Annotated in this window: 22 protein-coding genes; 16 read left to right on the top strand and 6 right to left on the bottom strand. The window is 38.2% G+C overall.

Going from position 1 to position 21,986, the window contains the following annotated elements:
- The first annotated feature begins 7 nt into the window (after positions 1–7).
- From recN to MKY86_RS20035, 4 genes are all read left to right on the top strand, one after another.
- Complete coding sequence (gene recN / locus MKY86_RS20050) at positions 8–1,735, top strand: DNA repair protein RecN (RefSeq protein WP_076079895.1); 1,728 nt, start codon at positions 8–10, stop codon at positions 1,733–1,735.
- Positions 1,736–1,873: 138 nt separating this feature from the next.
- Positions 1,874–2,983 (top strand): SpoIVB peptidase, encoded by a 1,110-nt coding sequence (spoIVB, locus tag MKY86_RS20045; RefSeq protein ID WP_083685253.1) that lies wholly within the window; start codon positions 1,874–1,876, stop codon positions 2,981–2,983.
- Positions 2,984–3,180: 197 nt separating this feature from the next.
- Positions 3,181–3,999 carry a sporulation transcription factor Spo0A gene (gene spo0A, locus MKY86_RS20040; protein WP_340827354.1) on the top strand — a complete coding sequence of 273 codons (819 nt, stop codon included), beginning with the start codon at positions 3,181–3,183 and terminating at the stop codon, positions 3,997–3,999.
- Positions 4,000–4,180: 181 nt separating this feature from the next.
- Positions 4,181–5,158 (top strand): tyrosine-type recombinase/integrase, encoded by a 978-nt coding sequence (locus MKY86_RS20035; protein WP_076086282.1) that lies wholly within the window; start codon positions 4,181–4,183, stop codon positions 5,156–5,158.
- A gap of 868 nt (positions 5,159–6,026) precedes the next feature.
- Here MKY86_RS20035 and MKY86_RS20030 read toward each other — a convergent pair.
- Complete coding sequence (locus MKY86_RS20030; RefSeq protein WP_076086279.1) at positions 6,027–6,266, bottom strand: hypothetical protein; 240 nt, start codon at positions 6,264–6,266, stop codon at positions 6,027–6,029.
- Positions 6,263–6,505 carry a helix-turn-helix domain-containing protein gene (locus MKY86_RS20025; RefSeq protein WP_076086276.1) on the bottom strand — a complete coding sequence of 81 codons (243 nt, stop codon included), beginning with the start codon at positions 6,503–6,505 and terminating at the stop codon, positions 6,263–6,265. The genes MKY86_RS20030 and MKY86_RS20025 overlap by 4 nt, the downstream gene beginning before the upstream one ends.
- A 161-nt stretch (positions 6,506–6,666) precedes the next feature.
- Here MKY86_RS20025 and MKY86_RS20020 point away from each other — a divergent pair, with 161 nt between their 5' ends.
- From MKY86_RS20020 to MKY86_RS19995, 6 genes are all read left to right on the top strand, one after another.
- Entirely contained in the window at positions 6,667–6,960 is a 294-nt protein-coding gene (locus tag MKY86_RS20020) for a hypothetical protein (RefSeq protein WP_076086273.1), read from the top strand.
- 536 nt (positions 6,961–7,496) lie between these two features.
- A complete protein-coding gene (locus MKY86_RS20015) occupies positions 7,497–8,069 on the top strand; it encodes a hypothetical protein (protein ID WP_076086269.1) in 573 nt (190 codons plus the stop codon).
- Positions 8,070–8,089: 20 nt separating this feature from the next.
- Positions 8,090–8,317 carry a hypothetical protein gene (locus MKY86_RS20010; RefSeq protein WP_076086266.1) on the top strand — a complete coding sequence of 76 codons (228 nt, stop codon included), beginning with the start codon at positions 8,090–8,092 and terminating at the stop codon, positions 8,315–8,317.
- A gap of 27 nt (positions 8,318–8,344) precedes the next feature.
- A complete protein-coding gene (locus MKY86_RS20005) occupies positions 8,345–9,025 on the top strand; it encodes a hypothetical protein (protein WP_076086263.1) in 681 nt (226 codons plus the stop codon).
- Between the two features lie 574 nt (positions 9,026–9,599).
- Positions 9,600–10,511 (top strand): hypothetical protein, encoded by a 912-nt coding sequence (locus MKY86_RS20000; protein ID WP_076086259.1) that lies wholly within the window; start codon positions 9,600–9,602, stop codon positions 10,509–10,511.
- A gap of 336 nt (positions 10,512–10,847) precedes the next feature.
- On the top strand, positions 10,848–11,126 hold the full coding sequence (locus MKY86_RS19995) for a hypothetical protein (protein ID WP_076086256.1): 279 nt from the start codon (positions 10,848–10,850) through the stop codon (positions 11,124–11,126).
- 81 nt (positions 11,127–11,207) lie between these two features.
- On the opposite strand, the gene MKY86_RS19990 is transcribed toward MKY86_RS19995, so the two are convergent.
- From MKY86_RS19990 to MKY86_RS19975, 4 genes are all read right to left on the bottom strand, one after another.
- Positions 11,208–12,401 (bottom strand): protein kinase domain-containing protein, encoded by a 1,194-nt coding sequence (locus tag MKY86_RS19990; protein ID WP_076086253.1) that lies wholly within the window; start codon positions 12,399–12,401, stop codon positions 11,208–11,210.
- Positions 12,402–13,024: 623 nt separating this feature from the next.
- The gene (locus tag MKY86_RS19985; RefSeq protein ID WP_076086250.1) at positions 13,025–13,348 is read right to left on the bottom strand and encodes a nucleoside triphosphate pyrophosphohydrolase; all 324 of its coding nucleotides are present in this window, start codon (positions 13,346–13,348) and stop codon (positions 13,025–13,027) included.
- Positions 13,349–13,367: 19 nt separating this feature from the next.
- Positions 13,368–14,393, bottom strand: a complete 1,026-nt coding sequence (locus tag MKY86_RS19980) for an HNH endonuclease domain-containing protein (RefSeq protein WP_076086247.1) — start codon at positions 14,391–14,393, stop codon at positions 13,368–13,370.
- A 47-nt stretch (positions 14,394–14,440) separates the two neighbouring features.
- Positions 14,441–15,052 (bottom strand): class I SAM-dependent methyltransferase, encoded by a 612-nt coding sequence (locus tag MKY86_RS19975; protein ID WP_076086244.1) that lies wholly within the window; start codon positions 15,050–15,052, stop codon positions 14,441–14,443.
- Between the two features lie 637 nt (positions 15,053–15,689).
- Between MKY86_RS19975 and MKY86_RS19970 the strand changes: the two genes are divergently transcribed.
- From MKY86_RS19970 to MKY86_RS19945, 6 genes are all read left to right on the top strand, one after another.
- The gene (locus MKY86_RS19970) at positions 15,690–16,571 is read left to right on the top strand and encodes a hypothetical protein (RefSeq protein WP_076086241.1); all 882 of its coding nucleotides are present in this window, start codon (positions 15,690–15,692) and stop codon (positions 16,569–16,571) included.
- A complete protein-coding gene (locus MKY86_RS19965; RefSeq protein ID WP_076086238.1) occupies positions 16,568–17,221 on the top strand; it encodes a hypothetical protein in 654 nt (217 codons plus the stop codon). The genes MKY86_RS19970 and MKY86_RS19965 overlap by 4 nt, the downstream gene beginning before the upstream one ends.
- Positions 17,193–18,026 carry a hypothetical protein gene (locus tag MKY86_RS19960; RefSeq protein WP_076086235.1) on the top strand — a complete coding sequence of 278 codons (834 nt, stop codon included), beginning with the start codon at positions 17,193–17,195 and terminating at the stop codon, positions 18,024–18,026. The genes MKY86_RS19965 and MKY86_RS19960 overlap by 29 nt, the downstream gene beginning before the upstream one ends.
- A 235-nt stretch (positions 18,027–18,261) precedes the next feature.
- Positions 18,262–19,704, top strand: a complete 1,443-nt coding sequence (locus MKY86_RS19955; RefSeq protein WP_076086232.1) for a metallophosphoesterase family protein — start codon at positions 18,262–18,264, stop codon at positions 19,702–19,704.
- Positions 19,704–20,117, top strand: coding sequence for a hypothetical protein (locus tag MKY86_RS19950; protein WP_340827353.1), 414 nt, complete (start codon positions 19,704–19,706; stop codon positions 20,115–20,117). The genes MKY86_RS19955 and MKY86_RS19950 overlap by 1 nt, the downstream gene beginning before the upstream one ends.
- Positions 20,114–21,862, top strand: a complete 1,749-nt coding sequence (locus MKY86_RS19945; RefSeq protein WP_076086229.1) for a DUF2326 domain-containing protein — start codon at positions 20,114–20,116, stop codon at positions 21,860–21,862. The genes MKY86_RS19950 and MKY86_RS19945 overlap by 4 nt, the downstream gene beginning before the upstream one ends.
- The last annotated feature ends 124 nt before the right edge of the window (positions 21,863–21,986 follow it).

Below are 21,986 nucleotides of genomic sequence, written 5' to 3'. Positions count from 1 at the left end.
TGTATTCGTGTTAGAGACATTGTCTATACGCAATCTGGCCGTGGTTGAGGCGGTGGATGTGCATTTTTATCCGGGGTTCCATGTCCTTACAGGGGAGACCGGTGCCGGAAAATCAATTATTATCGATGCGCTCGCACTCATTGCCGGGGGACGCGGTTCCGCTGACTCCATCCGGTATGGGTGTGAGAAGGCCGAAATGGAAGCGCTTTTCAGCCTGCAGGGAAGTCACCCGGTCTGGGATACGCTGGAGCGTCTGGGCATCGGGGCAGAACGTGAGGAGCATCTGGTGATCCGCCGGGAGATTACCTCCCAGGGCAAGAGTACTTCGCGCGTGAACGGTCAGATGGTCAATCTGAGCATGCTGCGTGAAATCGGGGAGCAGCTGGTCAATATTCATGGCCAGCATGAGCATCAGAACCTCTTGAAGGCTGAACGTCACCTGGGTCTGCTGGATACCTATGGGGAGGCGGTAATCGGACCGCTCAAAGCGGATTATCAGGAGAAATATACAGCCTTCGCCAAAGTGGAAAAAGAACTCCGGGAACTTCAGGAATCCAGCCAAAAGGCGTATCAGATGCTTGATTTGTACCGTTTTCAGCTGGAGGAAATTTCTGCTGCGGGACTAAAACCGGGAGAAGATGAATTACTTGCCGAAGAACGGGTAAAACTATCCCACAGTGAGAAAATGATGGATTCAGTATCCGGCGCATACGAGCTGCTGTATGACAGGCAAGGGCTGGAGTCCATTGGCAATGTAATCTCCAGGCTTGAAGATGCGGTGCGGTATGACGAGAAGGGTCTGCGGGCAGTCTTCGAGCAATTGCAGTCGGCTTATTACCAGCTGGAGGATGCGGCATTTCAGCTGCGCGACTACCGTGAAGAGATCGAGTTCAATCCGGCACGGCTGGAGGATATTGAGAACCGGCTGGATCTGATCACCGGACTGCAGCGCAAATACGGGGATAGTGTGGAGCAGATTTTGGAGTATTATCAGCAGATTGAGCGGGAGACGGATCTTCTGGAGAATAAGGACGAATATATTGAGAAATTAACGGCCAAACGCGATGGCCTGCTTCATATCTTAATGGAGTCAGCCGAAGCGCTAAGCGGAGCGCGGCGGCAGTGCGCGACGGATCTTGCCTCACAGGTCGAGGGAGAGCTGAAGGACCTGCAGATGGAACGGACCTCCCTCCAGGTGAAGATGGAGACGCTCGAAGATCCACGCGGTATGGAGTATCAGGGACGGCGGTACCGTCTGACCCGGCAGGGGATCGACAGTGCTGAATTCATGATCTCCCCGAATCCCGGCGAGCCGCTGCGTCCGCTGGGCAAGATCGCCTCCGGCGGAGAGCTGTCGCGGATCATGCTGGCGATGAAGAGTATTTTTGCGCGGCATGATGCGATTCCTGTCCTTATCTTCGATGAGGTGGATACCGGGGTCAGCGGACGGGCGGCCCAGTCCATCGCGGACAAGCTGTATAAGCTGTCCTCCACCTGCCAGGTGTTCTCCATTACCCACCTGCCGCAGGTGGCCTGTATGGCGGATCATCAATACCTGATTGCCAAAAAAGTCGAAGACGGACGCACGATGACTGAGGTGGACTCACTCTCGGCCGAAGGCCGCGTAATGGAGCTGGCCCGGATGCTGGGCGGTGTGGAAATTACCGAAAAAACATTGCATCACGCGCAGGAGATGCTGGGTCTGGCCGAGGCCAGCAAGGCAGCTGCAAGCTAAGCGGGACAATGATTGACAGTAATAAAAGCCTGAGGGCAAGGTTATCTTATAGGTACGCAATTGGCGACCACCTTTTTCGTCAAGCGAAAGAAGCAAAAGGGAGTGTGACAGCCATTGAAGCCTAACCTCAGGAAGTTAATGCCCGGCCTTTTATTTGCCTTCTTTCTCAGTTTATCAGGCATAACGGGACCCTCACAGATCCACGCAGCACCGCTTGAACATCAGCCGCTTAGGGCGGTACAGGGAACCGAGAGTGAACTTAAGGTCATCCCCGGAGGTCAGACGATTGGCGTGAAGGTGAAGTCGGCAGGCGTGCTGGTGGTAGGTCATCATCTGATTGAAGTATCGGAGCAGTCCAAGATTTCACCCGGCGAGAACAGCGGCATCCTGCCCGGCGATCTGATGATCTCCATTAACGGGGTGAAGCTGGACGAGGTATCGAAGGTAGCAAGGCTGGTCGAGCAAGCCGGCCGGAGCAATGATTCCTTAAGCATCGTCTACAAACGCGGCGGTAAAGAGCACACAGCTCAGCTAAAGCCCGCGTATGACCGCACAGACAAGGTGTGGCGGCTCGGGCTCTACATCCGTGATTCCGCAGCAGGTGTAGGGACCCTCACTTTCTACGCCCCCAAGCAGGGTGTGTACGGGGCCCTTGGGCATGTCATCACCGACATGAACACAGGTACGCCGATTGTGGTCGGCAGCGGCCATATCGTGCAGTCCAGCGTCACTTCAATCTCCAAGAGTCAGGATGGCGATCCTGGGGAGAAACGGGCCCATTTTCTGAAGGAAAGCCAGGTTCTCGGGAATGTGGAGAGCAACACGGATTTCGGAATATTTGGTAAAATGACCCGTAATCCTGAGCACAGCCTATATCAGGAGCCGATTCCGGTGGCTATGAGCACTGAAGTGAAGGAAGGACCGGCGCAAATTCTTACCGTTGTCGATGGTCAGCAGGTCGAACGCTTCAACGTAGAGATCATCCATGTGGCCCGTCAGCAGACCCCTGCTACTAAGGGTATGGTGCTGCGCATCACCGACCCGCGTCTGCTCGATAAGACCGGAGGGATTGTCCAGGGAATGAGCGGTAGCCCGATTGTCCAGAACGGCCGTCTAATCGGTGCAGTGACCCATGTGTTCGTCAATGATCCCAAGTCAGGGTATGGCTGCTTCATTGAGTGGATGCTCAGGGACTCCGGTGTGGTTCAACAGGATCAGGAGTCTCAATACAATCTTAAGGCGGTTTAGCCTTAAGATTTTTTTGTCGAAGGGCAGCGATTATCCTCGAAACGTGAAACAAAATATTTAATTATAAATCAACACCGAAAAAAAATAAAGAAAAATAATTTTCGACAGAAGGATATTCAAACCTGATGTCGAAAGTTATAGGGAGAGAAGATGATCATTATTTTCTGAATAGCAGATATATAAGGAGGAAGTAGCCAGTGCAGAATATTGAAGTGTTGTTGGCTGATGATAACAGGGAGTTCACGAATTTGCTCGCCGAGTACATTACTGAACAAGAAGATATGACCGTAACAGGCATTGCCTATAATGGGGAAGAGGTACTACAGATGCTCAGCGGAGCACGTAAGATCCCCGATGTCCTTATTCTTGATATCATTATGCCGCATCTGGACGGCCTCGGCGTGCTGGAACGCCTGCGTGATATGGATCTGAACCCGCAGCCCAAGATCATTATGCTGACCGCTTTTGGCCAGGAGAATATTACGCAGAGAGCCGTTCAGCTTGGCGCCTCTTATTATATTCTGAAACCGTTTGACATGGAGGTTCTGGCGAACCGTGTGCGCCAGCTGGTCGGCACGCAGGGCAGTATGAGCACTTCCGGAAGCATGTCCGGCTATTCTTCTTCCAGATCTTCCAGTAATGTGGTTCCGCTGTCCAAGGGCAAGAACCTGGATGCGAATATTACCTCAATCATTCATGAAATCGGCGTCCCTGCGCATATCAAAGGCTATCAGTACCTGCGTGAAGCCATCACCATGGTCTATAACAACATTGAGATTCTTGGTGCCATCACCAAGACGCTGTATCCGGCTATAGCCGAGAAATTCAAAACCACGCCTTCCCGCGTAGAACGCGCCATCCGCCATGCGATTGAGGTCGCCTGGACCCGTGGCAACATCGACAGCATCTCCCACTTGTTCGGCTATACCATTAATATCTCCAAATCCAAGCCAACTAACTCGGAATTTATTGCCATGGTAGCGGATAAGCTGCGCATTGAGCATAAGGTGGGTTGAAGGGGTTAGGGGCAGGATAGATGATGGGATATACGGGTTGGAAGTGGTTTACAGTCAGAACAATTTTGGCGGTAAACATCTGAAAATGGTCGTTTGAAACCACCTTACTTCTATATGACAAATGTATTAATGCCGTTGTTTATTGGGTTTATCAAAAACCTAATGAAGGGCGGTATTTTTTATGACAGACATGCAATTTCAATTGGAAAACTTTATGCTTTATTGTTCATCTAAGAACTTGTCACGGAAAACACTTGCGAGTTACGAACAGACGCTGAAGCTTTTTATGCTATATCTCAAAAGTGAATTTCAAATTGAAGAAGTCAAAAAAGTTCAAACAGGGCATATGAGGCACTACATTAAGTATTTACGAGAGCGCGGAAAATACACAGTAGTTGCTGCATCAAAGTCAAAATATAACAACCATCCAGAAGGCAGAAAAGACTACAACTCGGAAGTATCAACGTCCACAATCTCTAATTACGTTCGCAACATCAAAGTCTTTTTCAATTACCTGTATCAAGTCGAAAAAGAAATTACCAAGAATCCTATGGAGAATATAGAGAACCCTAAAGTTGAACGTAAGCTAAAGCAAACTTTGTCACCCAATCAGCTAAAGGGTATTTTCAATCACTTTGAATCCAGTACATTCCATGGTTACAGGAACCTTGTGATCACCAGACTCCTTCTTGATACTGGAATGCGTATTGGTGAATGTCTAAGTATCTTGCCTGAAAATATAGATTTCCAGCACAAGAGTATTCATGTGACAAATGCAAAAAACAAACAAGAACGTTTTGTTTATTTCTCCTATAAAACCGCAAATGAGTTAAAATCATGGTTGCGATATAAGGACAGATATTCTGAAAGTCCTTATATGTTCCCCACCACTAAAGGAACGCAGCTTGAAGTGCGTAACTATGAACGAGCTTTACGTCAGGCTGGTGAAAAAGCTGGAGTTCATGTCCACCCACATTTGTTGAGAAACAATTTTGCAAAATACTATATCTTGCACGGAGGGGATTGGTTCAGCCTTTGCAGGATATTAGGTCATTCCTCAGTGGAAGTTACACAGAAGGCATATCTAGATTTTTCAGATGAAGAGATAGCGAAGAAGTATCAGAAACATAGTCCGTTGTCTTTTATTGAAGAATTGTGATTAAATTATAGCCCTGTCAGAATGACTTCCCCCTCTGATTCCCTCAGAGCGATTCCATTATTGATAGATGCCATTCATGGAGCCAGAATGGGTAAATCTGCCCTCAGAGGCTACAGCGGCGTTTACATCATGTGGAATGGTTGTGGAGAGGTGTGGATTTTTATTTAGTAAAAACTTGCATTTCTATACTTTTGTGCTATTCTTTTTCTTGTTATCCCTTGTTTTTGGACACAAAGAGTAATCTGTTACTTTCTCAGGGTGGGCGGATTACCTTTTTGTTCATGTCTTTAAGGATTAAACCACAAAGAGTAATCCGTCACTTTTCTAGGGTCGGCGGATTACTCTTTGTCATTTAACCATATCAGCGGTTTTCGCTTCCGCAGGAAGCCATGGGCGAAGCCCACTAAGCGAAGCGTCCAAAGGCGAAGCCGATAAAACGGAGAACCCCGTTCACCGGAGATATAGAAGAGAATATTAAAGATATAGAAAAGAATATTATATCCCGATTTCGGGGGGTTTTATCACGCTTGGAGCCGCCCAAAAACCCCGTTTCGGAGGTAAAAATCAAGGGGTATAGAATGCCTTAGAAACATTGTAATACCCCTCTATTCATACCACTTTATGTGTATGTTTAAACAGAAGGACAGCACACTTTAGCGAAAAGAGCTGAGTGTGCTGCCTTTTTTTTGAGCTGGGTAGGGATTACAGAGTGGCGTTAAGCGTGAACATAGTGCTGAGAACAATTCATATGTAGTTTAGCGCCTCTTAAATCCCTTTGGCAGGGGAATGTTGGTAGAGCAATGAGAGAGCGTTACAACGTATATGAGCAGCTTGGTGACTTGGATGAAATTTTGAGCATACAAGGGTGTTAGTCCGCTTCAACAACTCTCTGCTTAAGGTATGCCTTTTTCGTTCCGTCACAGATGCTCAAGTCAAGCTCCAAGTGAAAAAGAAACTTAGATATTGCATTATGCTCTTCATCAGTTAGCACAGTAGTTTCATTTTGGTAAAGATTTAGCAGCGTAACAAGACAGAAGTCTTTCGGAATGAATACCCCTTCTTTACTCTTTATAACACCCATCTCATTCAATGCATTATCTGAGATCATGCTTCATCCTCCTTTTCGCCTCCAGTAATAGTAAACAACTGATCCAGTGTAATATCCAAATATCCGCAAACGTTAGCCAATAAAGAAGCTGGGAGTCTTGCTCCGTCAATATCATTGTTAGCTAACTTGTAAATTGTACCTATCCTTTCGCTGGTTTCTTTCGACAGCTTGTATGGCGTAATATCTCTATCGGCAAGGATTTGTGCAAGATTGCAATGCAGAGAAAACATGTTTTTCATAAGCTGCCCTCCAAATAAACTATTGACATTAAACGTCTATAGTTCTATAGTTTGAATATAGTCGTTTAACGATCATAAACATAAAACGATCATATCATTTTCGTAAAGGAATGTATATACATTTCCTTGTTTAACAATGCCCATTTCGAAGGAGAAAAATTATGATGCTGGGAAACGGAAAGACCTACGAATCAATACTCAATGACCTTGGAAACACAAAGGAGACTTGGCTAGAACTTCTGAAATACAACAATATACACCCCATTTGGTTGCAAAAATTGGACTTTTTAATAAGAAACGAAGCTGATCTGAGAGAGTGGAACGGCTTTTGGAGTGGTAATATTGATACAATTCCTGCTGATATCTGTGATTTTCGCCAGCACAAAATGCAGCAGGTAGAGGAAGGGGTGACTTTCAAAAAGTTTAAACTGTTGTATCGTAGTAACAGGAAATAAGCGTTAGAATATCTATTTATCGAAGCAGTCCCGGAGTGGTTGCTAAAAGAGTTGGAGGCAAAAAAAATTACCTGTGAAGGCGTGTATAGGGCAAGAACAGAGGGAAGCGAACACGTCTGGAGCATGATCAATGTCGTATAGCGCGATTTGAAGAACGCTAAAAGATATCAAAAAAGGGCGACTCAAAAAGTCGTCCCTTTACTTTTTATAGAAGATGTTTTATGATAAAATTGATTTATTTTTAATTTTTTGCGTAAATATACCATTATAATTTTTGTTTAATGTCTGCACTCATATTAGCATTTCAGTTTGGGTATTGTCAATACCCTTCTGAAGAAAGGTGGTCGAATGGAGTAAGAACGAAAGGAGTGAAGGTGGTTGAACGTAATTGAGTTAACAAATCCGACATTTGACATGTCATTCGTTTTTGGATTTGGGATAGGTGGTGTATGCACTATCATTGTTTATATGGTTTGGAAAGCCTGGAATAACAGAGAAAAGTGAAGATGATCAGCATGTTGAGGAGGGCGAAGCTAATGATAACACCAATTACAGCGACAACAACTGACGAGGAAAGATGGGCGTTATATTGTTTATCCATGAGTTCTAGAAAAATGCGTTTTTCTTTTAAGGGATATGAGTCAAATTTTCGTATTTTGGATTATGAGAATCCTTATAAGATAGAGATAGACACACTGGCTGTATATTGTTTGAAAAATGCGTACTCCACTATATTGAATGTTGGCGCCTCAAGGAAAGTTCGAACCAGAACAATACAAAAATATAATGGGAAAACATCTGGTTCGATCGCTGACATGTATTTTAAAAATTTTTACTGTGGTGGAGTTACAGTTTGCTACGTATCTTCATATGCTGACATGTTGCTTCTTGAACTGGAGTATATCAATATTTATAAACCACTCTTGAATTATCAAAAGGCTTTTTATGATACCAGTATATATCAGTTTCTCACAAGGGAATATGCAAAAGATGCGAAGATGTGGAAGATGACTCCTATGCAATTTAAACAAAGAATGAGATATCCGTTACATGATGAGAACTTCAAGTCAACGGTTAGATGGATTGAAAACTTGGGGAAAGCAAATTAAACATAATGGAGGTTAAGCGCATGACTAACGATAAAGTGATGATGTTAGACAAGCTGGCTGCTGAACTTGAAGAGGTAAAGGAGCAACTGATAACCATGCAAAGTAATCCGATCGAAGACACCTCCCACTTTGCCCTACCAGCGAGAGTAAGAAGGCTGGAGCAGCTTCTGGCGACAAATCTACAGGACATTAATACCTGTTGGGAGCGGCTGGGGGAATTACAACGTGAGCTAGGTCGTCTGAAGTAAGACTCATTGGATGAATGGAGGGATATTATGGGTTCTAACAATATCGCAAACGTAATTGGAACTGCACAATTGGAACTATTGGCTTTAACTAGACAACTAAAAGATACAGGTCAATTACAGAACATGGACATTTCGAATAGCATTCGTAGGTTAGAGGAATCTCTACTAACCATTCTTCACAACTTTGTAGTTGATGTTTTTGAAGCAGAGGACTACCACATACCTAAGGAGTGTAAATTTTGTCATAGAAAAGTAGAATTTGATATTTGGAAAATTAAAATTCCAGCAACAATCAGCGCTTCAGAAGTGAGCATTAGTAATGTGTTGATTTTACACTGTCCAGAATGCGGACAGGCTGAGTTACCCAATATCACTGTCACAACCAAATCAGACAATATTCCTCAATGTACATGTGGTTGGTACAATGTTCCTCCTGCTAAGATTCATAAGGAGCTTTATCCCCAGGGAGAGGCAGAGAAGGTGAAGGTTGAAGTTTTGGGACATAAATGCCCTAAATGCGGTGAAGAGTATTATTCAGAAGAAAATGTGAGGTATTTTGAGCAACTTGAAGGTCGCCAGCGGCAGAATAAGGAAAGTCATGAATCTAAAACAAATGGTCAGCTTGGCAAGCCACCAAAGAATGCGGATATGACTATAGAAGAGGCGATACGTTTAACAAGGGAAGAGCGCGGTAATGAAAAATATTGAATGATATAAATATTTCAAAGTCCATGGGCTGGAACACTGTCCCATCCCTGTGGACTTTTTAGAAGCACTAAATTGAAGCAGAATAGATACACTGCACTAATTTCATTTTTTTAGTACCTATTATTACTGAAAAAATATACAAGAGTTACAAACTATTATGATCAACATTCTAAAAATTAGGATTTAGATGTTTAGTTTGATGACAAACCGTCTAATAATGGGATTTCGATTTTCAATCAACGGTGACAAAAATCTCAAAATTAGGACATACAGATCAAAAGTAATTGGAATGATATTAGCCTTATTTAATAAGGGTTACTAATAAAATTTTCGAACGGATTTTAATGACAATAAGCCAAAATTTCTATTTAAAAGGATGCTCAGATGATGTCGATATCCCTAATAATAGGACATATTAAATATTATTAATATACTCCCTTAATAAAGATTAATATCTCTTAGCAAGCGAAGCTTACTAATCTTTTGATTGGCTTCGCCTACTGCCCTTCGGGCAAAAAAGCTGCTGCCCTTCGGGCAGAGTGCTAAAAATAAGTACATTGGAGACGAGATTAAATTGGAGAAGTTATATGGAAGTGTAAAGATTAAGTCGGCTTGGTTCGACCAGAACAATAAAAAAAGAAAGATATTGGACATAGACTACAAAGGACTCAACATGTATTTGACTCTATGCAAATATAGACTGAAAAGAGAAAATTTAAATGAAGAATTTATTTTCTATACTACAATATCAGAATTAAGGCATACAAGCGGTTATTCTGCTGATGAAACTATTGATTTATTGAAATTGCTAATAACAAAAAAGATTATTAAGCTACAAAAGCCAACTAGGTGGGACAGACTAAAAGATGAAAATAATAAAATCAAAGTTAATGAAATGATTGTGTTTAGAGCAATTGATGTTCCTCAAACTGATTCTGTTATAAAAGAAGGAAAGAGAAAAGACCAACCTAGAAGTGATGAGGATTTATGGATTTCTGTAGATTTAGACATGCTTGAATTCTATAAGGGAAAAGGTCTAAGTGACAAATACTATCCACTACATTGCTTGTTGTCAAAGTTATCAAATGGTCAAGAACAAAAAGCTTTTATGACGATTACGAAGATGGCAAAAACATTGGGCACTCATCAGGATACAATTCATAAATATATCAAAGTTATGAATGAAAAGAATGTGGTATGTTCCTTTTTTAGGAATAACGGAAAAGGTGGAAAAAAGCTTGAGCATAAGATATGCAAAGGTGTTGGGACATACGCTGAATTCTTGGAAATAAATAAAGATACAATGGATAGAAATACTGAACGGTGGAAAAGCAGGGGTGTCAGAAATATTGGATTTAATGGAGAAGACGATGATGGTTTAGATTTTGAGGAAGGGGCATTTGAAGAAGTAGAGAGTGATGAATTTGAGATCAGTAGCTTACCTTTAGGGACTGGATTTGTTGAACATGAGGCAGTTTATCATTAGGGGCTGGAGTAGAAAGTAATTATTATAAGGATTGATTCCGAAACGGATTAACGTTTGAGCCTCTCCTATCACTGCTGGTAACCAATTTAACTGTTCTACAATGCGCCGCCTGTTACCAGACGATAGAGTGTATAGAATAGAGCTGATAATACCATCAGTTCAATCGCTGAAAAGCTGATGAATGTGGACAAAGCTGAAATCAAAAAAATCAAAAGCTGGCTGAAGATTGTACGGATTGACTACGGTGAGCGATAGGGTAAGCGATAGACAAATTCTTGCGATAATCCTGTTTTTCATATTACAAACTTAAACTCTAAAGATGAAAGGTGAATAGGCATGAGTGAAAATATCAAGGGTTTGCAACTTGAGTTACAGGATTTTATATGGGAGCAAGGAGAAACCAATAAAAGGATAGAGAATATGCTTGAAGAATTGGTCGAGAAACTTGCAGAAAGTGATGGGTTAGCACGATGTGAAGAGGAACTTGGTAAGAGGTTGGAGCAAGTAGAGAGGATGATTAAGCTTTTAAAATCTGATATGCCAACATTAATTAAGAGAGTCAATGATCTGGATTCTAATTTTACTGATATGAGGTACAAATATAAGAAAGACTAAGTAGTGAGTGGGAGGGAGCCTAGCGAAAGGCTCCTTTTTGATAGGGGAGTGACTCCTAGCTTTTCGACGATTCTGTGTCATTCATTTGCGGAGTGTTGGGTATACTTTTTGATAAAGTTCTTCTTTCATTTCTGTAACATTCGTAAATCGCTTGTTTTTGTTAGGTGATACGGCTTTTAGTATGAACTGTTTTAGTGGCTCATTCTTTTCCGAATGATAATTACTAGTGCGTCCAGTTAAGACGAAGTAAATAACCTTTCCAAGCGCATAAGTTTCATGTCTTATCTCGTAGTTTTCAAACCCCACAACTTCGAGATCGTTATAATCATTTAAAACCCCTTTTATTTCAGTGCCTTGTCTGGTAAGGGTGCTGTTCATGCGTTTGACGTTTCCGAAATCTGAAATTTTTGCATAGACTGAACCATCATCATAATGTTTTACTAATATATTGGTTAAGCTGATATCTCTATGAAGTATACCTTTGGCGTGAATGTACATGAATGCGCGAAACAGTTGCTCAATTAACACTCTTCTACTTTCGAAAAGAAGGGTACTGTTGCTTCGATTTATATATTTGCTTAAAGTTTCGTCAGCATACTCCATTACATATTCATTTTTTTTATTCTCGTAAGAGAACGCCTTAATGATAAAGGGACTCTCTAAGGAGTTTAGATCATCGAATTCATTTCTGAATCTTTCTAATTCATCAAAGCGTAAATCGTTCTTAGCTCTCTTCACTGCATAGAATACGTTGTAAAAGGGGTCTTTGTACTTAAACACATTTGCATATGAACCTTCGCCAATTAAGCGCATATGCACAGTTGTGCTACTCACTGCACTGGATAAAGACTTTGTATTTGCTATATTGAAAATAGGTTGATCTTCAATAATGTTAATGAATTTAAAGTCCTCTGGTATTGTACTTCCTCCATTAGATGAAAGGAAGGAAATACACTTATTCATGATGTCTTCATAATAATCGTTTATAGTAAATGCATATTCATCTCTAAGGTTGGCATGAAAAGATTTAGTGAATTGAATTAAATCTTTAAGTGATCTACTGGGATCTGCATTGTAATGTTGGTTGGCTTGTGCTTTATCATTCATAAAAGAAAATAAATTATTGAATTGTGCATGAAGTATCGAGAAAATTTTTTTTAACTTTATGTTCTCAATATTTTCGTAAAATCCCCTGAAAAGTGCAGCTTCATCAGAATCATATCTTAAAATTTGATTTAATTTTAATTCAATAAATCTTGCTTGATGATTACTCAATTCAAGTCACCTCAATTGGTTATATTTCCAACTCTCCTATTATCCTACCTCAGAACAATATGTTTTCCTATCTATTAATTCATTGCTTCTTTATGTAAACAATCTTGACTAAATTGAACAGTTGTTTCAAAAATCTTCATATTTCAGACGAAGGAAGAATGCAACGTAAGTACCCCGAAATGTGACGGATCCAGTTACATTACTCCTTGCTAAATCTAGGTTGTTAAAACGTACTTGTTAATGATGCGATGATGATAGTACATAGATATTGGAGGGGGATTTATGCGGATTAAAGCTGGATTAGCGGCTTTCAGAGCAAGGGGGAGAAAGGATAGCGACCCAAGACTGATGCGAAGAAGATTGAACGTGCTTTGAAGTTGTATCATTCTATTGCAGATATAGAAGCTATGACTGGAGTAAAGAAAGCAAGGTTCTACGAGTGGTTGAACATGGGAGCATCTATAGGATGCTCTTTTTCCACTCTATCTACTGGAAACTAAAATGTAAATCCTTATATAAGCAATTACGGTGTTATAGATTAGGAGCAGAAAATCAAAAGAGGAGCCTAGTGATAGGCTCCTTTTGATTTATGGGGAGGGCGAAAGCAAGTGGTAATAATTACATCAATCGTTGTTGACACTGATAAGGAATAGTTGTTTTGAGAATCCGCCACGTTTATCCTTTTTGGCTAAACGAATTTTTTCGAATTCCTCAACACTTAAACTCTGGTTCTCCACTATAGCGTAAATTACCTCTACAATATCGGCTAGTTCTTCAATTTGATTACAGTCATCTGCTTCTTCGAATTCTCTTATTTCTTCGTGGAGTTTTTTTATGAGTTGTTCACAATATTCGCTCTTACTCAAAGTTCTTAATTCAAATGTCTTATTGTCCACCTCCATAATTTCCGGAATTTTGTCACGAATGAGTTTATTGTACAATTTCATTTATACGAAGTCTCCTTTGTTAGAATGCTGGAGCTAACTCCAAACTTGGCTTCCAGCGATGAATGAGGGCATTAATTGCAGCCTTATCTACATGAAGTAAAAATGAATACCTCTCTTTTTCTGCTGTTCCTGTTTGTAACATAAGCGTCTCTCTTAGTGGATGATGACTTTCGATGAAAAAATTATTTCTCTTATGAAGGCGTTCTAATAAATGAATGGCTGGTATTCGCGCAAACTTTCCGCTTTCGCCTCTATTGCAAGACTTGCAAGCTAGAACTAGGTTCCATACGCCATCTAAATTCACATGAATTTCTCGATTGAGACTGTGTGGAAAGAAATGATCTACATCTGCTAATTCATCTGAAGATGGCTCCACAGTAATATCTCGAAAGCAGTAAAAACACTTCCCCTTCTGATAACCATTCAAAGCATTCCGTGCTGAAGTAACGTCTGTTCTCTTAAATTTGTCTTCTTGTGTATAAAAAAGATTATTGGACTCATCGTAATGAATGGCTATCAAAGATGACTTCATTCCCAGTTTCCATGCAGTCTCAACCAAGTTCCATCTAGCTTCAACTTCATGAGGTAAATTAGGGTTTTGTACTGAATTCATTAGGTGGAATATATTATCCGTTAGGCAAATTCCTTTTTGTTTTCCATTAGAAGCTTTCTCAAAAAACTTTACTGGTATTTCCTCACGGTTAACCACGTGAAAAGCATCTAGAACATTGGAATATCCATATTTAACAGTAGTGCTTATCAACTCATCTTTACTTATTGTGCCAGCATTGAAATTTCTACATGCATCTACGAATTTGCTAGACTTAGATGTAATTTGCTTGTCATTCATCTTGAGATGTTCCAGTATGTGTCTTGAGAAAGGTTCCGAAAGCTCGTCCAATGGAATGAAAGTATTAGCATTTGGTGAAACTTCCAAGAGCGCTTTGGCTAAAGCAAATTTGTAAGAAGCAACATTCTGACCAAATAGTATTACTGAACGCCAATAAGATTCCAGAGAAGGATATTCATTTACGAAAAGCGACATAGCTTCCTCCAAGATATTTAATGTTATTTAGAAATGTGTGAATCGAATCAATTGGATGGCTTCTTCCTTATTAAGAGTTCCCACACAACTTTGTCCGTTGCATATCTTTTCATTATGTATTCTGATCTGAAAATAATTTCCCATGATACATTATTGAAAAAATAATTTATATGCTCTTCGTTGAAGTATCTTCGCTGTAACCCATCTGATTGGAGATAAAACACATTTAAATTTGGTATATTCTTAGTGGAATTAAGTCGACATAATAGTAATCCATTATCTTCTAATATTCTATTTAGGTCTTGTAGTATTTCAAAAGTTGTTTGTTCATCAAAATAGTGCAACGATAAATCTGCTATCACAATTTCAACACTTCGATCATTAAATGGGATGCCGTCTCTCATATCGAAATGCTTAATTGTTGCATAAGGGATGTGGGATTTTAAACTATTGAGAGCCACTTCGGAAAAATCGCAAGATATTACTTCGTAATTTCTCTCTAGCAGATATAATGTGTTATTACCAGTTCCGCAACCTAAGTCAATAATGGGTTTGTTGCAATTACGAAGATTCCCTTCATACTTATCTAACCAATAATCATATATCAGCTCTAGGCTCTTTGAACTAAAAGTTTTATTCCAATATTCTAAAAGTTCCATAAACCTCATTCCTCTCAGAGGTGATTAAGGATATTATATCAGGCAGACTTCTGCTACTAACAATTATGAAAAGCGTCGTAACTTAAGATTATTATACATCAAATCACTTTTGGCTTGAATTAATTCATACAATGTCCGTGTCTCAAGGACACTGCAAGTATAGTTCGAAAAATGAAAAAATATATACAATATATGGTTGTAATGTTGTATTTAAGTGTGAAAAGTGTCTTCTAATCCATATTAGACGACAGTATACCGGGGGTATGTTTAGATCAGAAACGCTAGATAATTACCATAAAATCCCATACGCTGTTCTACTGCGACGGGTCATCTGCTTTTTAAAGTCGCCAAAACCACTTGATAAAAGTCTCCCAACTCCCTATATATAATGAAAGCTCATGAGTATGCAAAAGTACTTGATGAAATCACCCCAACTCCCTATATATTGTGAGGCTATATTAGTTTGGTTAGGACGTATTTAATATGTTATGAATTTTTTTGTTTCGGGGAGAGATTTTAAAGGTACACAATTTTTTAAATAATTACGAAGTGAAGAAAAACATCCAATGTACATCTATTGGATGTTTTTTTATATACAAAATTAGTGTTTGAAACAGTAAAAGAAAGGATGACCGTAATGAAAAGCAAGAGGGAGAAAAGACAAGCTTTACAGGAGAATCGTAGGATTAAAAAGATGAAAGGAACAGGTTGGTGCAAAAAGGATGATGTGTTTTGCAGCGAGATTTTAGAATCACAGGAGTTTAGCGCAGCTTTATCAGGGCTAAAGAGTGAAATTGAAAAGTTGGAGGCATTAATATTGTTAGTTAAGTCAAGCCAGAATTCAATTGATCGAACGAAAAGCATAAGTAAACCAACGTATTTTAGAAAGCCCCACGAATTTAAAGATCGTTATGCTATGGCTAAAGCACTGATTGCAGAACGTGGTTTCATCAAAGAATGGACTTCGCAATATCAGTTTTTCAAAGAGCGGAACATGAGGTTGGACTATAGACCAACAATCGGAAGGAAGGATCATGATATGGGGTATACCAAGGACAACATTGAAGCAGTTCCCTTTAGTCAAAATGCATCAGAAAGGGCAGTGGAGAGGTTTTCAACGCCATGCATAGCCGTAGTTGCCACCAAAGCAGATTCTACGGCAACTGTGTTCGAATGCTCCAGTGTGGTCAATTCTATAGCACGTATTGATGAAGTCATGCAATTAGGAGTCACGCGTAATATGATGCATGGCAATCTTACCAGTGGTATCAGGCGTGTCACAGAGGATTATTCAATCTATGTCATAGGTAGGGACAGGCTTATGAATGCACCAATGATTGTAGGTATGGGTATTCCAATTAGCGTTGTGACGGATGATACAAGTGTTCGTTATGTGCAAATACCGGATGTTCAAGAAGAAGCGAAAAGCTGCTTGGAACTATACGTTGATGATTTTGGAGTTGTTTATATTGAATTTGATGAAAGTATCGAGAATATGAAAGAAGAGGTAGCAATATGAGTTTATGGCATGCATATTTTCAAGGAAATCAAGTGTTTGTTTGTGCTGACAGTAGAGTTAGTGCAAGGGTAATGGAGAAATCTTATTATGTTACGGATAAATACAAGAAAATTAGAGTGATTGGCAATAAAGTGATTTTCGTTAGCGGTAATGTGGAAGTCGATCAACAGCTATTTAACTTGATAAAGGCGGATAGTTCGATTAGATTTATTCAGAGAAAAGTGAAAAAACTTTATAATGAATATAACAAAAAAAATCAGTTTAATGATTGTTTTGACTTTGCGATTAATATTGTCACAATGGAATATGGAAAAGCTACGCTTTACCAACTTAATCATTTTGATAATTTCTCTATGAACAGACAGGTTCCGTCAGATTGCCAGCTATTCAATGCAGGGGCGCATTCTGAAGAAGCACGCCAACACTGTCAAAATATTAAATTAAAGAATCCTACTTTGGATATACCAGAAGTGATTAGACAAGCATATGAACAGGTGGCGGACGAAACGGTTGGTGGAGCGCTACATTGTTTTCTGGTTTCATCAACGGGTATACAAAAAGGCATTTCTGCTATTGCAGATAATAGGCAACTTGCAAAATGGAAAGGAGCTAACTTTCCATATGAATGTGATGATTGGGATTATATTTGAAGGAGGCATTAACTACAGAGCAGATATGTATGGTAACGTTGTTGCTACTAACATTACATTAAGTGGTATAATTAACAGTTCAACCATGAACAATTCGAACATTGTGGGTGGGACGCTAACAATCGGTAGTGGAAGCAGTATATTTAAAGCTGATACAAATGGAATATATTTAGGAAGTTCTACATTTGGTTCAGCGCCTTTCAGAGTTAGTACTACAGGTGCTTTCGTGGCAACAAATGCAACTCTTGTAAACGCCAACATTAGCGGAAATATTTCAATGACAAGCGGCACAATGTCCTGGAGCAATATCAACAGCGATCCCACTATTACAACCGCACAAACGACAGCTAACAAGGCTGTGAATGGAGTTGCTGCTGTTGCAAATGGAACCTACAGCGGAACGTTCATCAATGGAAAGATGATATACTCTCCAACGTTGCAGGGTGGGAGAATTGTTGGTAACTCAATTGAAGGTAGTACTATCACAGGTAGTACTATCATAGGTGGATTGTTTAAGACTGCTGATTCAGGGAACAGGATTGAATTGAACTCAGGCGGATTTAATTCATACAATTCAAGCAATCAACTTCATGGTGTGAGAATTGAAAGTTCAAACTTCTCGTCATTAGCCTTTTGGAGTGACGGCAATTATCGTGGTGCTATTGAGTCGATTAACGGAGGTTTGCAAATTAAACCTTCTGGCGGGAATCTTGTGTTGAATGCAAATACTAACACGGTGGTCTTAAATGGAAAAGTCGATTTTAGCAGCGCAGTAGTAACAGGACTTGTACCTGTTTTTGGATAAATAAGTAACAAGATCCAAATGGGAAAGGCGGCAAATTTAGCTGCCTTTTTTATAATATAAGTATGTTTTGCAAATATTCAATAAAAAAGAAATCTGTGATATGGTATAATCTTCTAAAGAGACATCCACTAAACTAAATCGCACTATTACGAAAAAAAGTTTGTTTTAAATAATATTTCTTGCGAATTTTGTGGAATAAATGTAATTGTGATGATTAAAGAAACGAGGGGGATCCATGGAGATAAACTTTGTTCATATTTCTGATATGCATCTTCATTTTGTTAATTATGACTCTGAAAAAATGAGAAGAGAGTTAATGACTTATCTTTCTAATTTATCTGATACAGTGAAATTCGATATGCTAATTATAACAGGTGACTTAACTCATCAAGGTCAGAAATTCACCTCAGAAATAGATCGCTTTTTACAAAGTATTATCACTTGCATGAGAATATCTAAAGAGCAAGTATACCTTGTTCCTGGGAATCATGATTTGCAAAGAGATGAAGTAAGAAGCTTAATGATACAGGGTATTAAAGGTGGAGCCAATCCTACAGAACAACTTGATAAAGCTATCAACATAGCGGATACTCGAAATATTTTATATAAAAGTTTTAAAGGCTTTTTCAAGTTTTATAAGCAGTTCTTAGGTGAAGATTATCCCAAAAATGAAGTTCATTTTATAAGAAGTAATGAAAAATGTAACATTGTACATATTAATACCTGCTTAATAGCTTATTCAGCAAAAGAAGAAAGTACATTGTTAGTTGCAAAACACAAATTACTTTCTTGCTTGGAAAAACTAGAGAAGAATTCCCAAAAACTAAATATAGCCATTGGACATCATACCCTAGACTGCATGACTAATACAGATAAAAAAGCAATGCAAACTAATTTTGATGATTATTGTATTGATATGTACCTATCTGGGCATGTTCACAAACCAAATTACGACATTGAAGTCAATGGAAACAACTCAATTCTGCATGTTGTTAGTGGCGCAGGTTTAGTAGATTCTTATGCTAATGGAGGGTTTGTAACAGCAAAGATTTCTACTAGTAGTGCAAAAGCTGATTTTCAGTATCACTCTTGGAATCAAGAAAATTCTTATTGGAAGATTAATAATGATGTTGGTCGAAAAGTGAAGACTGGCATTTTGTCCTATGAAGTTAAGAGATTTCAAGAACAGACTGTCAGTTCAATCTCTGAAGAAGGTGATTTTAATGAGGACGAATTTAAACGATTTATAATTGATTTTCATCAATATCCTCAAAAAAAAGGAAATGTTGAAAAGTATAAAAGTAAACAAGTCGAGATTGAGCAAAAATTTGAAAAGATGAACTGTAGTGATACTTTCGAAAATTTATTTTCTGGATACGCTGTATTCTTTTCAGCAATTGATGAAATTATGAACTCAACATCATATATTGAACTGGAGAAAAAAGAGATTGTTTCTGAAATTATTATTGAAACATATATGAGCGTTCATAACAATTTTACAAATGGGGATGAAATATTTAATAAAGTTGTTGAGATATTATTTAATAGTTCGGAAATTAAAGTGTTGCCATATAGTAATAACAAAATCAAAAGATATATTAAAATTTTAGTAGCTTGGATTATATATGATTGTGGGATATTTAATGAATCAAAAAATAAACTGGAGGTAAGTAATTGATGGAAACATCGGCAATTGCGATTTTCCAAAAAGAAAATTTCAAATCTAAATTTAATGATCAAGTGAAGCAAAAAAAATTTATAGATAATCTGTTTAATGTTATTGATTTTAAATCTGCTTTTATGGAAAGGAAGCAGAAAGATATGGAAGAATTCGATTATTACAGTATTGATTATTTTTTGGTATCGAAGCATCAAATAATTGAAGAAAATGTTTTATTTACTTCAAAAACATTATATGAACTATTAAAGAAAGAACAACATATAGATGAGTTGTTTTTAGCGTACACAAATGAAAGGGAAATAACTCTAAACCTTAACATGGAAAGGATTTTATACTTATCTTTATCATTACTGTATTCACTAAATCTCATTGTTGAAAATAAAAACATGATAAAGAGGAACTTGGGATGATATTAGAAGAACTGATAGTTTATAGTCGGAAAGATGAAGATGTCTTGAAAAAATATAAATTTAATACAATTGGTTTAAATATTATTTTAGGTGAAAAGAGTTCTGTCGATGATGAAACAAATGGCGTAGGAAAAACAACAATGATCGAATGTATAGAAATGCTATTAGGGAAATCTATTACTAAACATTATGAAAATAATGAAATACTTATTGAAAAAGATATTATGATAATACTTAAAGTTAGTGTTTCCGAAGATACAATTTTCCTAGCAAGATTATTTAATTCACCTAAAAAGGGCTACAGTATTCAGAGTAGTGAGGTAACATATGATATTACGAAGTGGCATAATCACACAGCCACAGAATATAAGAAACTAATTCATGATTTAGTTTTCATAGATGAAGAATGTAATTTCACTAGCTTTTCTTCCTTAAGAGAATACATAATTAGAGATGAAAAAAAGGGATATAGCGATGTTACTCTGGTAGGTAGAGATGCTACTAAAAATCATGCGCTCTTATCATATCTTTTTGGATTACCTCATTATTTTGAAACTGAAATTATCAATATCAAGAAGGAAATTGATAAGCTAAAACAACAAATTAATTATATTGAAAGTGGAACTAATATAAATGCACTAATCTTAAAAGAAGATACTTTAAATAATGAGATTAATACTATTAAAAGCTCTGTTAAGTCGTTTGATGTAACGGGACATTATGAAGTTAATTCATTAAAGTATTCGAATCTGAAAAATGAACTAAATGAACTGCAAAAAAAAATATTTGAATCTGAGCATATAAAAAGACAATATGAAAAAAATATTGAAAACTTGGCTCATAAAACAAGAGATATAAAAAAGTTAAATGATGTAGCCCCATTTTATAAACAGCTAGTAGGTTATTTCCCTGAAAGTATAAACAAAAATTACACTGAAATTGAATCTTTTTATAATTTCATGGTAGAAAATAGAGGGAATTACTTCAAGGACAAAATTAATAAATTAGATATGAAAATTATTGACTGGAATCAAGAAAAAAAGAAGATTGAATTGGCTTTGAAATCTTCCGCTGATTTATTGAACAATACAAGTATTGTTGAAGATATAACATCCATGATTAATGAATTAGAAAGAAAACAGTTGGAATTAGCAGAAATTAGAGTGAGAATTTCGGAGTATAATCAACGTAACAAAATTAATGACAACATAAACATGTTAGAATCTGAAAAGTTGAGGATTACTTCAATAAGAAACGATGAGTTTCTTTCTTTTTCAGATCAGCGTAATTACCTGCAAAGCTTATTCAGTGAGCTTATGGGGGTGACTTATAAACAATCAGGAGTTTTAATTTTTGAATATGAGAACTCTGGAAAGAGTAAAGCTGCTACTGGAAGAATTAAAATTAACTGTTCGATACCAGATGAAAAGTCACATGGCAGACTTTACATGAAAATAAATATGTTTGATTTGACGTGGCTCTTATATCGTACCCAAAGGAAAAGAGCTATTAGTTTTTTATTTCATGATGGTTCTTATTCTAAACCAGATGTGGTAGTGAAGCCAAGACTCTTAAGATATATTGACCATGCCCTTCGGAGCAATAAATTAGGACAATACTTTGTTACTATAAATGTTGATGAGTTGCTTGATGATGATATTAATCAATTTATTAATGAAAAGTCAGTAGTTGCAAAATTAGATCGAAGCACTGACGAAAATAGGTTTTTTGGTTTTAGATATTAAATTCATGATTTTTACAAAAAATCAACTAGCTGAACTATCGAGTCTGGATTTTAATAAAGCAGAAAACTGTATGATGTTTGTCCATAAATTAATAGAAGAGGCAGTCTTAGACTGTCTCTTTTTC

Source organism: Paenibacillus sp. FSL R7-0333 (assembly GCF_038000365.1).
GTDB classification, from domain to species: Bacteria; Bacillota; Bacilli; order Paenibacillales; family Paenibacillaceae; genus Paenibacillus_AQ; species Paenibacillus_AQ silagei.
The sequence above is the reverse complement of the archived record's forward strand: the minus strand, read 5'-3'. Positions and strand labels throughout refer to the sequence as shown.

Bases quoted from the DNA above. Each gene is read 5' to 3' on its own strand.
- MKY86_RS20035 (WP_076086282.1), top strand. From the start codon at position 4,181: ATGACAGACATGCAATTTCAATTGGAAAACTTTATGCTTTATTGTTCA.
- MKY86_RS20025 (WP_076086276.1), bottom strand. From the start codon at position 6,505: ATGAAAAACATGTTTTCTCTGCATTGCAATCTTGCACAAATCCTTGCC.
- MKY86_RS19965 (WP_076086238.1), top strand. From the start codon at position 16,568: ATGAGTTTATGGCATGCATATTTTCAAGGAAATCAAGTGTTTGTTTGT.
- MKY86_RS20020 (WP_076086273.1), top strand. From the start codon at position 6,667: ATGATGCTGGGAAACGGAAAGACCTACGAATCAATACTCAATGACCTT.
- MKY86_RS19975 (WP_076086244.1), bottom strand. From the start codon at position 15,052: ATGGAACTTTTAGAATATTGGAATAAAACTTTTAGTTCAAAGAGCCTA.
- MKY86_RS19955 (WP_076086232.1), top strand. From the start codon at position 18,262: ATGGAGATAAACTTTGTTCATATTTCTGATATGCATCTTCATTTTGTT.
- MKY86_RS19980 (WP_076086247.1), bottom strand. From the start codon at position 14,393: ATGTCGCTTTTCGTAAATGAATATCCTTCTCTGGAATCTTATTGGCGT.
- MKY86_RS19945 (WP_076086229.1), top strand. From the start codon at position 20,114: ATGATATTAGAAGAACTGATAGTTTATAGTCGGAAAGATGAAGATGTC.
- MKY86_RS20010 (WP_076086266.1), top strand. From the start codon at position 8,090: ATGACTAACGATAAAGTGATGATGTTAGACAAGCTGGCTGCTGAACTT.
- spoIVB (WP_083685253.1), top strand. From the start codon at position 1,874: ATGCCCGGCCTTTTATTTGCCTTCTTTCTCAGTTTATCAGGCATAACG.
- MKY86_RS19950 (WP_340827353.1), top strand. From the start codon at position 19,704: ATGGAAACATCGGCAATTGCGATTTTCCAAAAAGAAAATTTCAAATCT.
- MKY86_RS19995 (WP_076086256.1), top strand. From the start codon at position 10,848: ATGAGTGAAAATATCAAGGGTTTGCAACTTGAGTTACAGGATTTTATA.
- MKY86_RS20030 (WP_076086279.1), bottom strand. From the start codon at position 6,266: ATGATCTCAGATAATGCATTGAATGAGATGGGTGTTATAAAGAGTAAA.
- MKY86_RS20015 (WP_076086269.1), top strand. From the start codon at position 7,497: ATGATAACACCAATTACAGCGACAACAACTGACGAGGAAAGATGGGCG.
- MKY86_RS19970 (WP_076086241.1), top strand. From the start codon at position 15,690: ATGAAAAGCAAGAGGGAGAAAAGACAAGCTTTACAGGAGAATCGTAGG.
- MKY86_RS20005 (WP_076086263.1), top strand. From the start codon at position 8,345: ATGGGTTCTAACAATATCGCAAACGTAATTGGAACTGCACAATTGGAA.
- MKY86_RS19985 (WP_076086250.1), bottom strand. From the start codon at position 13,348: ATGAAATTGTACAATAAACTCATTCGTGACAAAATTCCGGAAATTATG.
- MKY86_RS19960 (WP_076086235.1), top strand. From the start codon at position 17,193: ATGAATGTGATGATTGGGATTATATTTGAAGGAGGCATTAACTACAGA.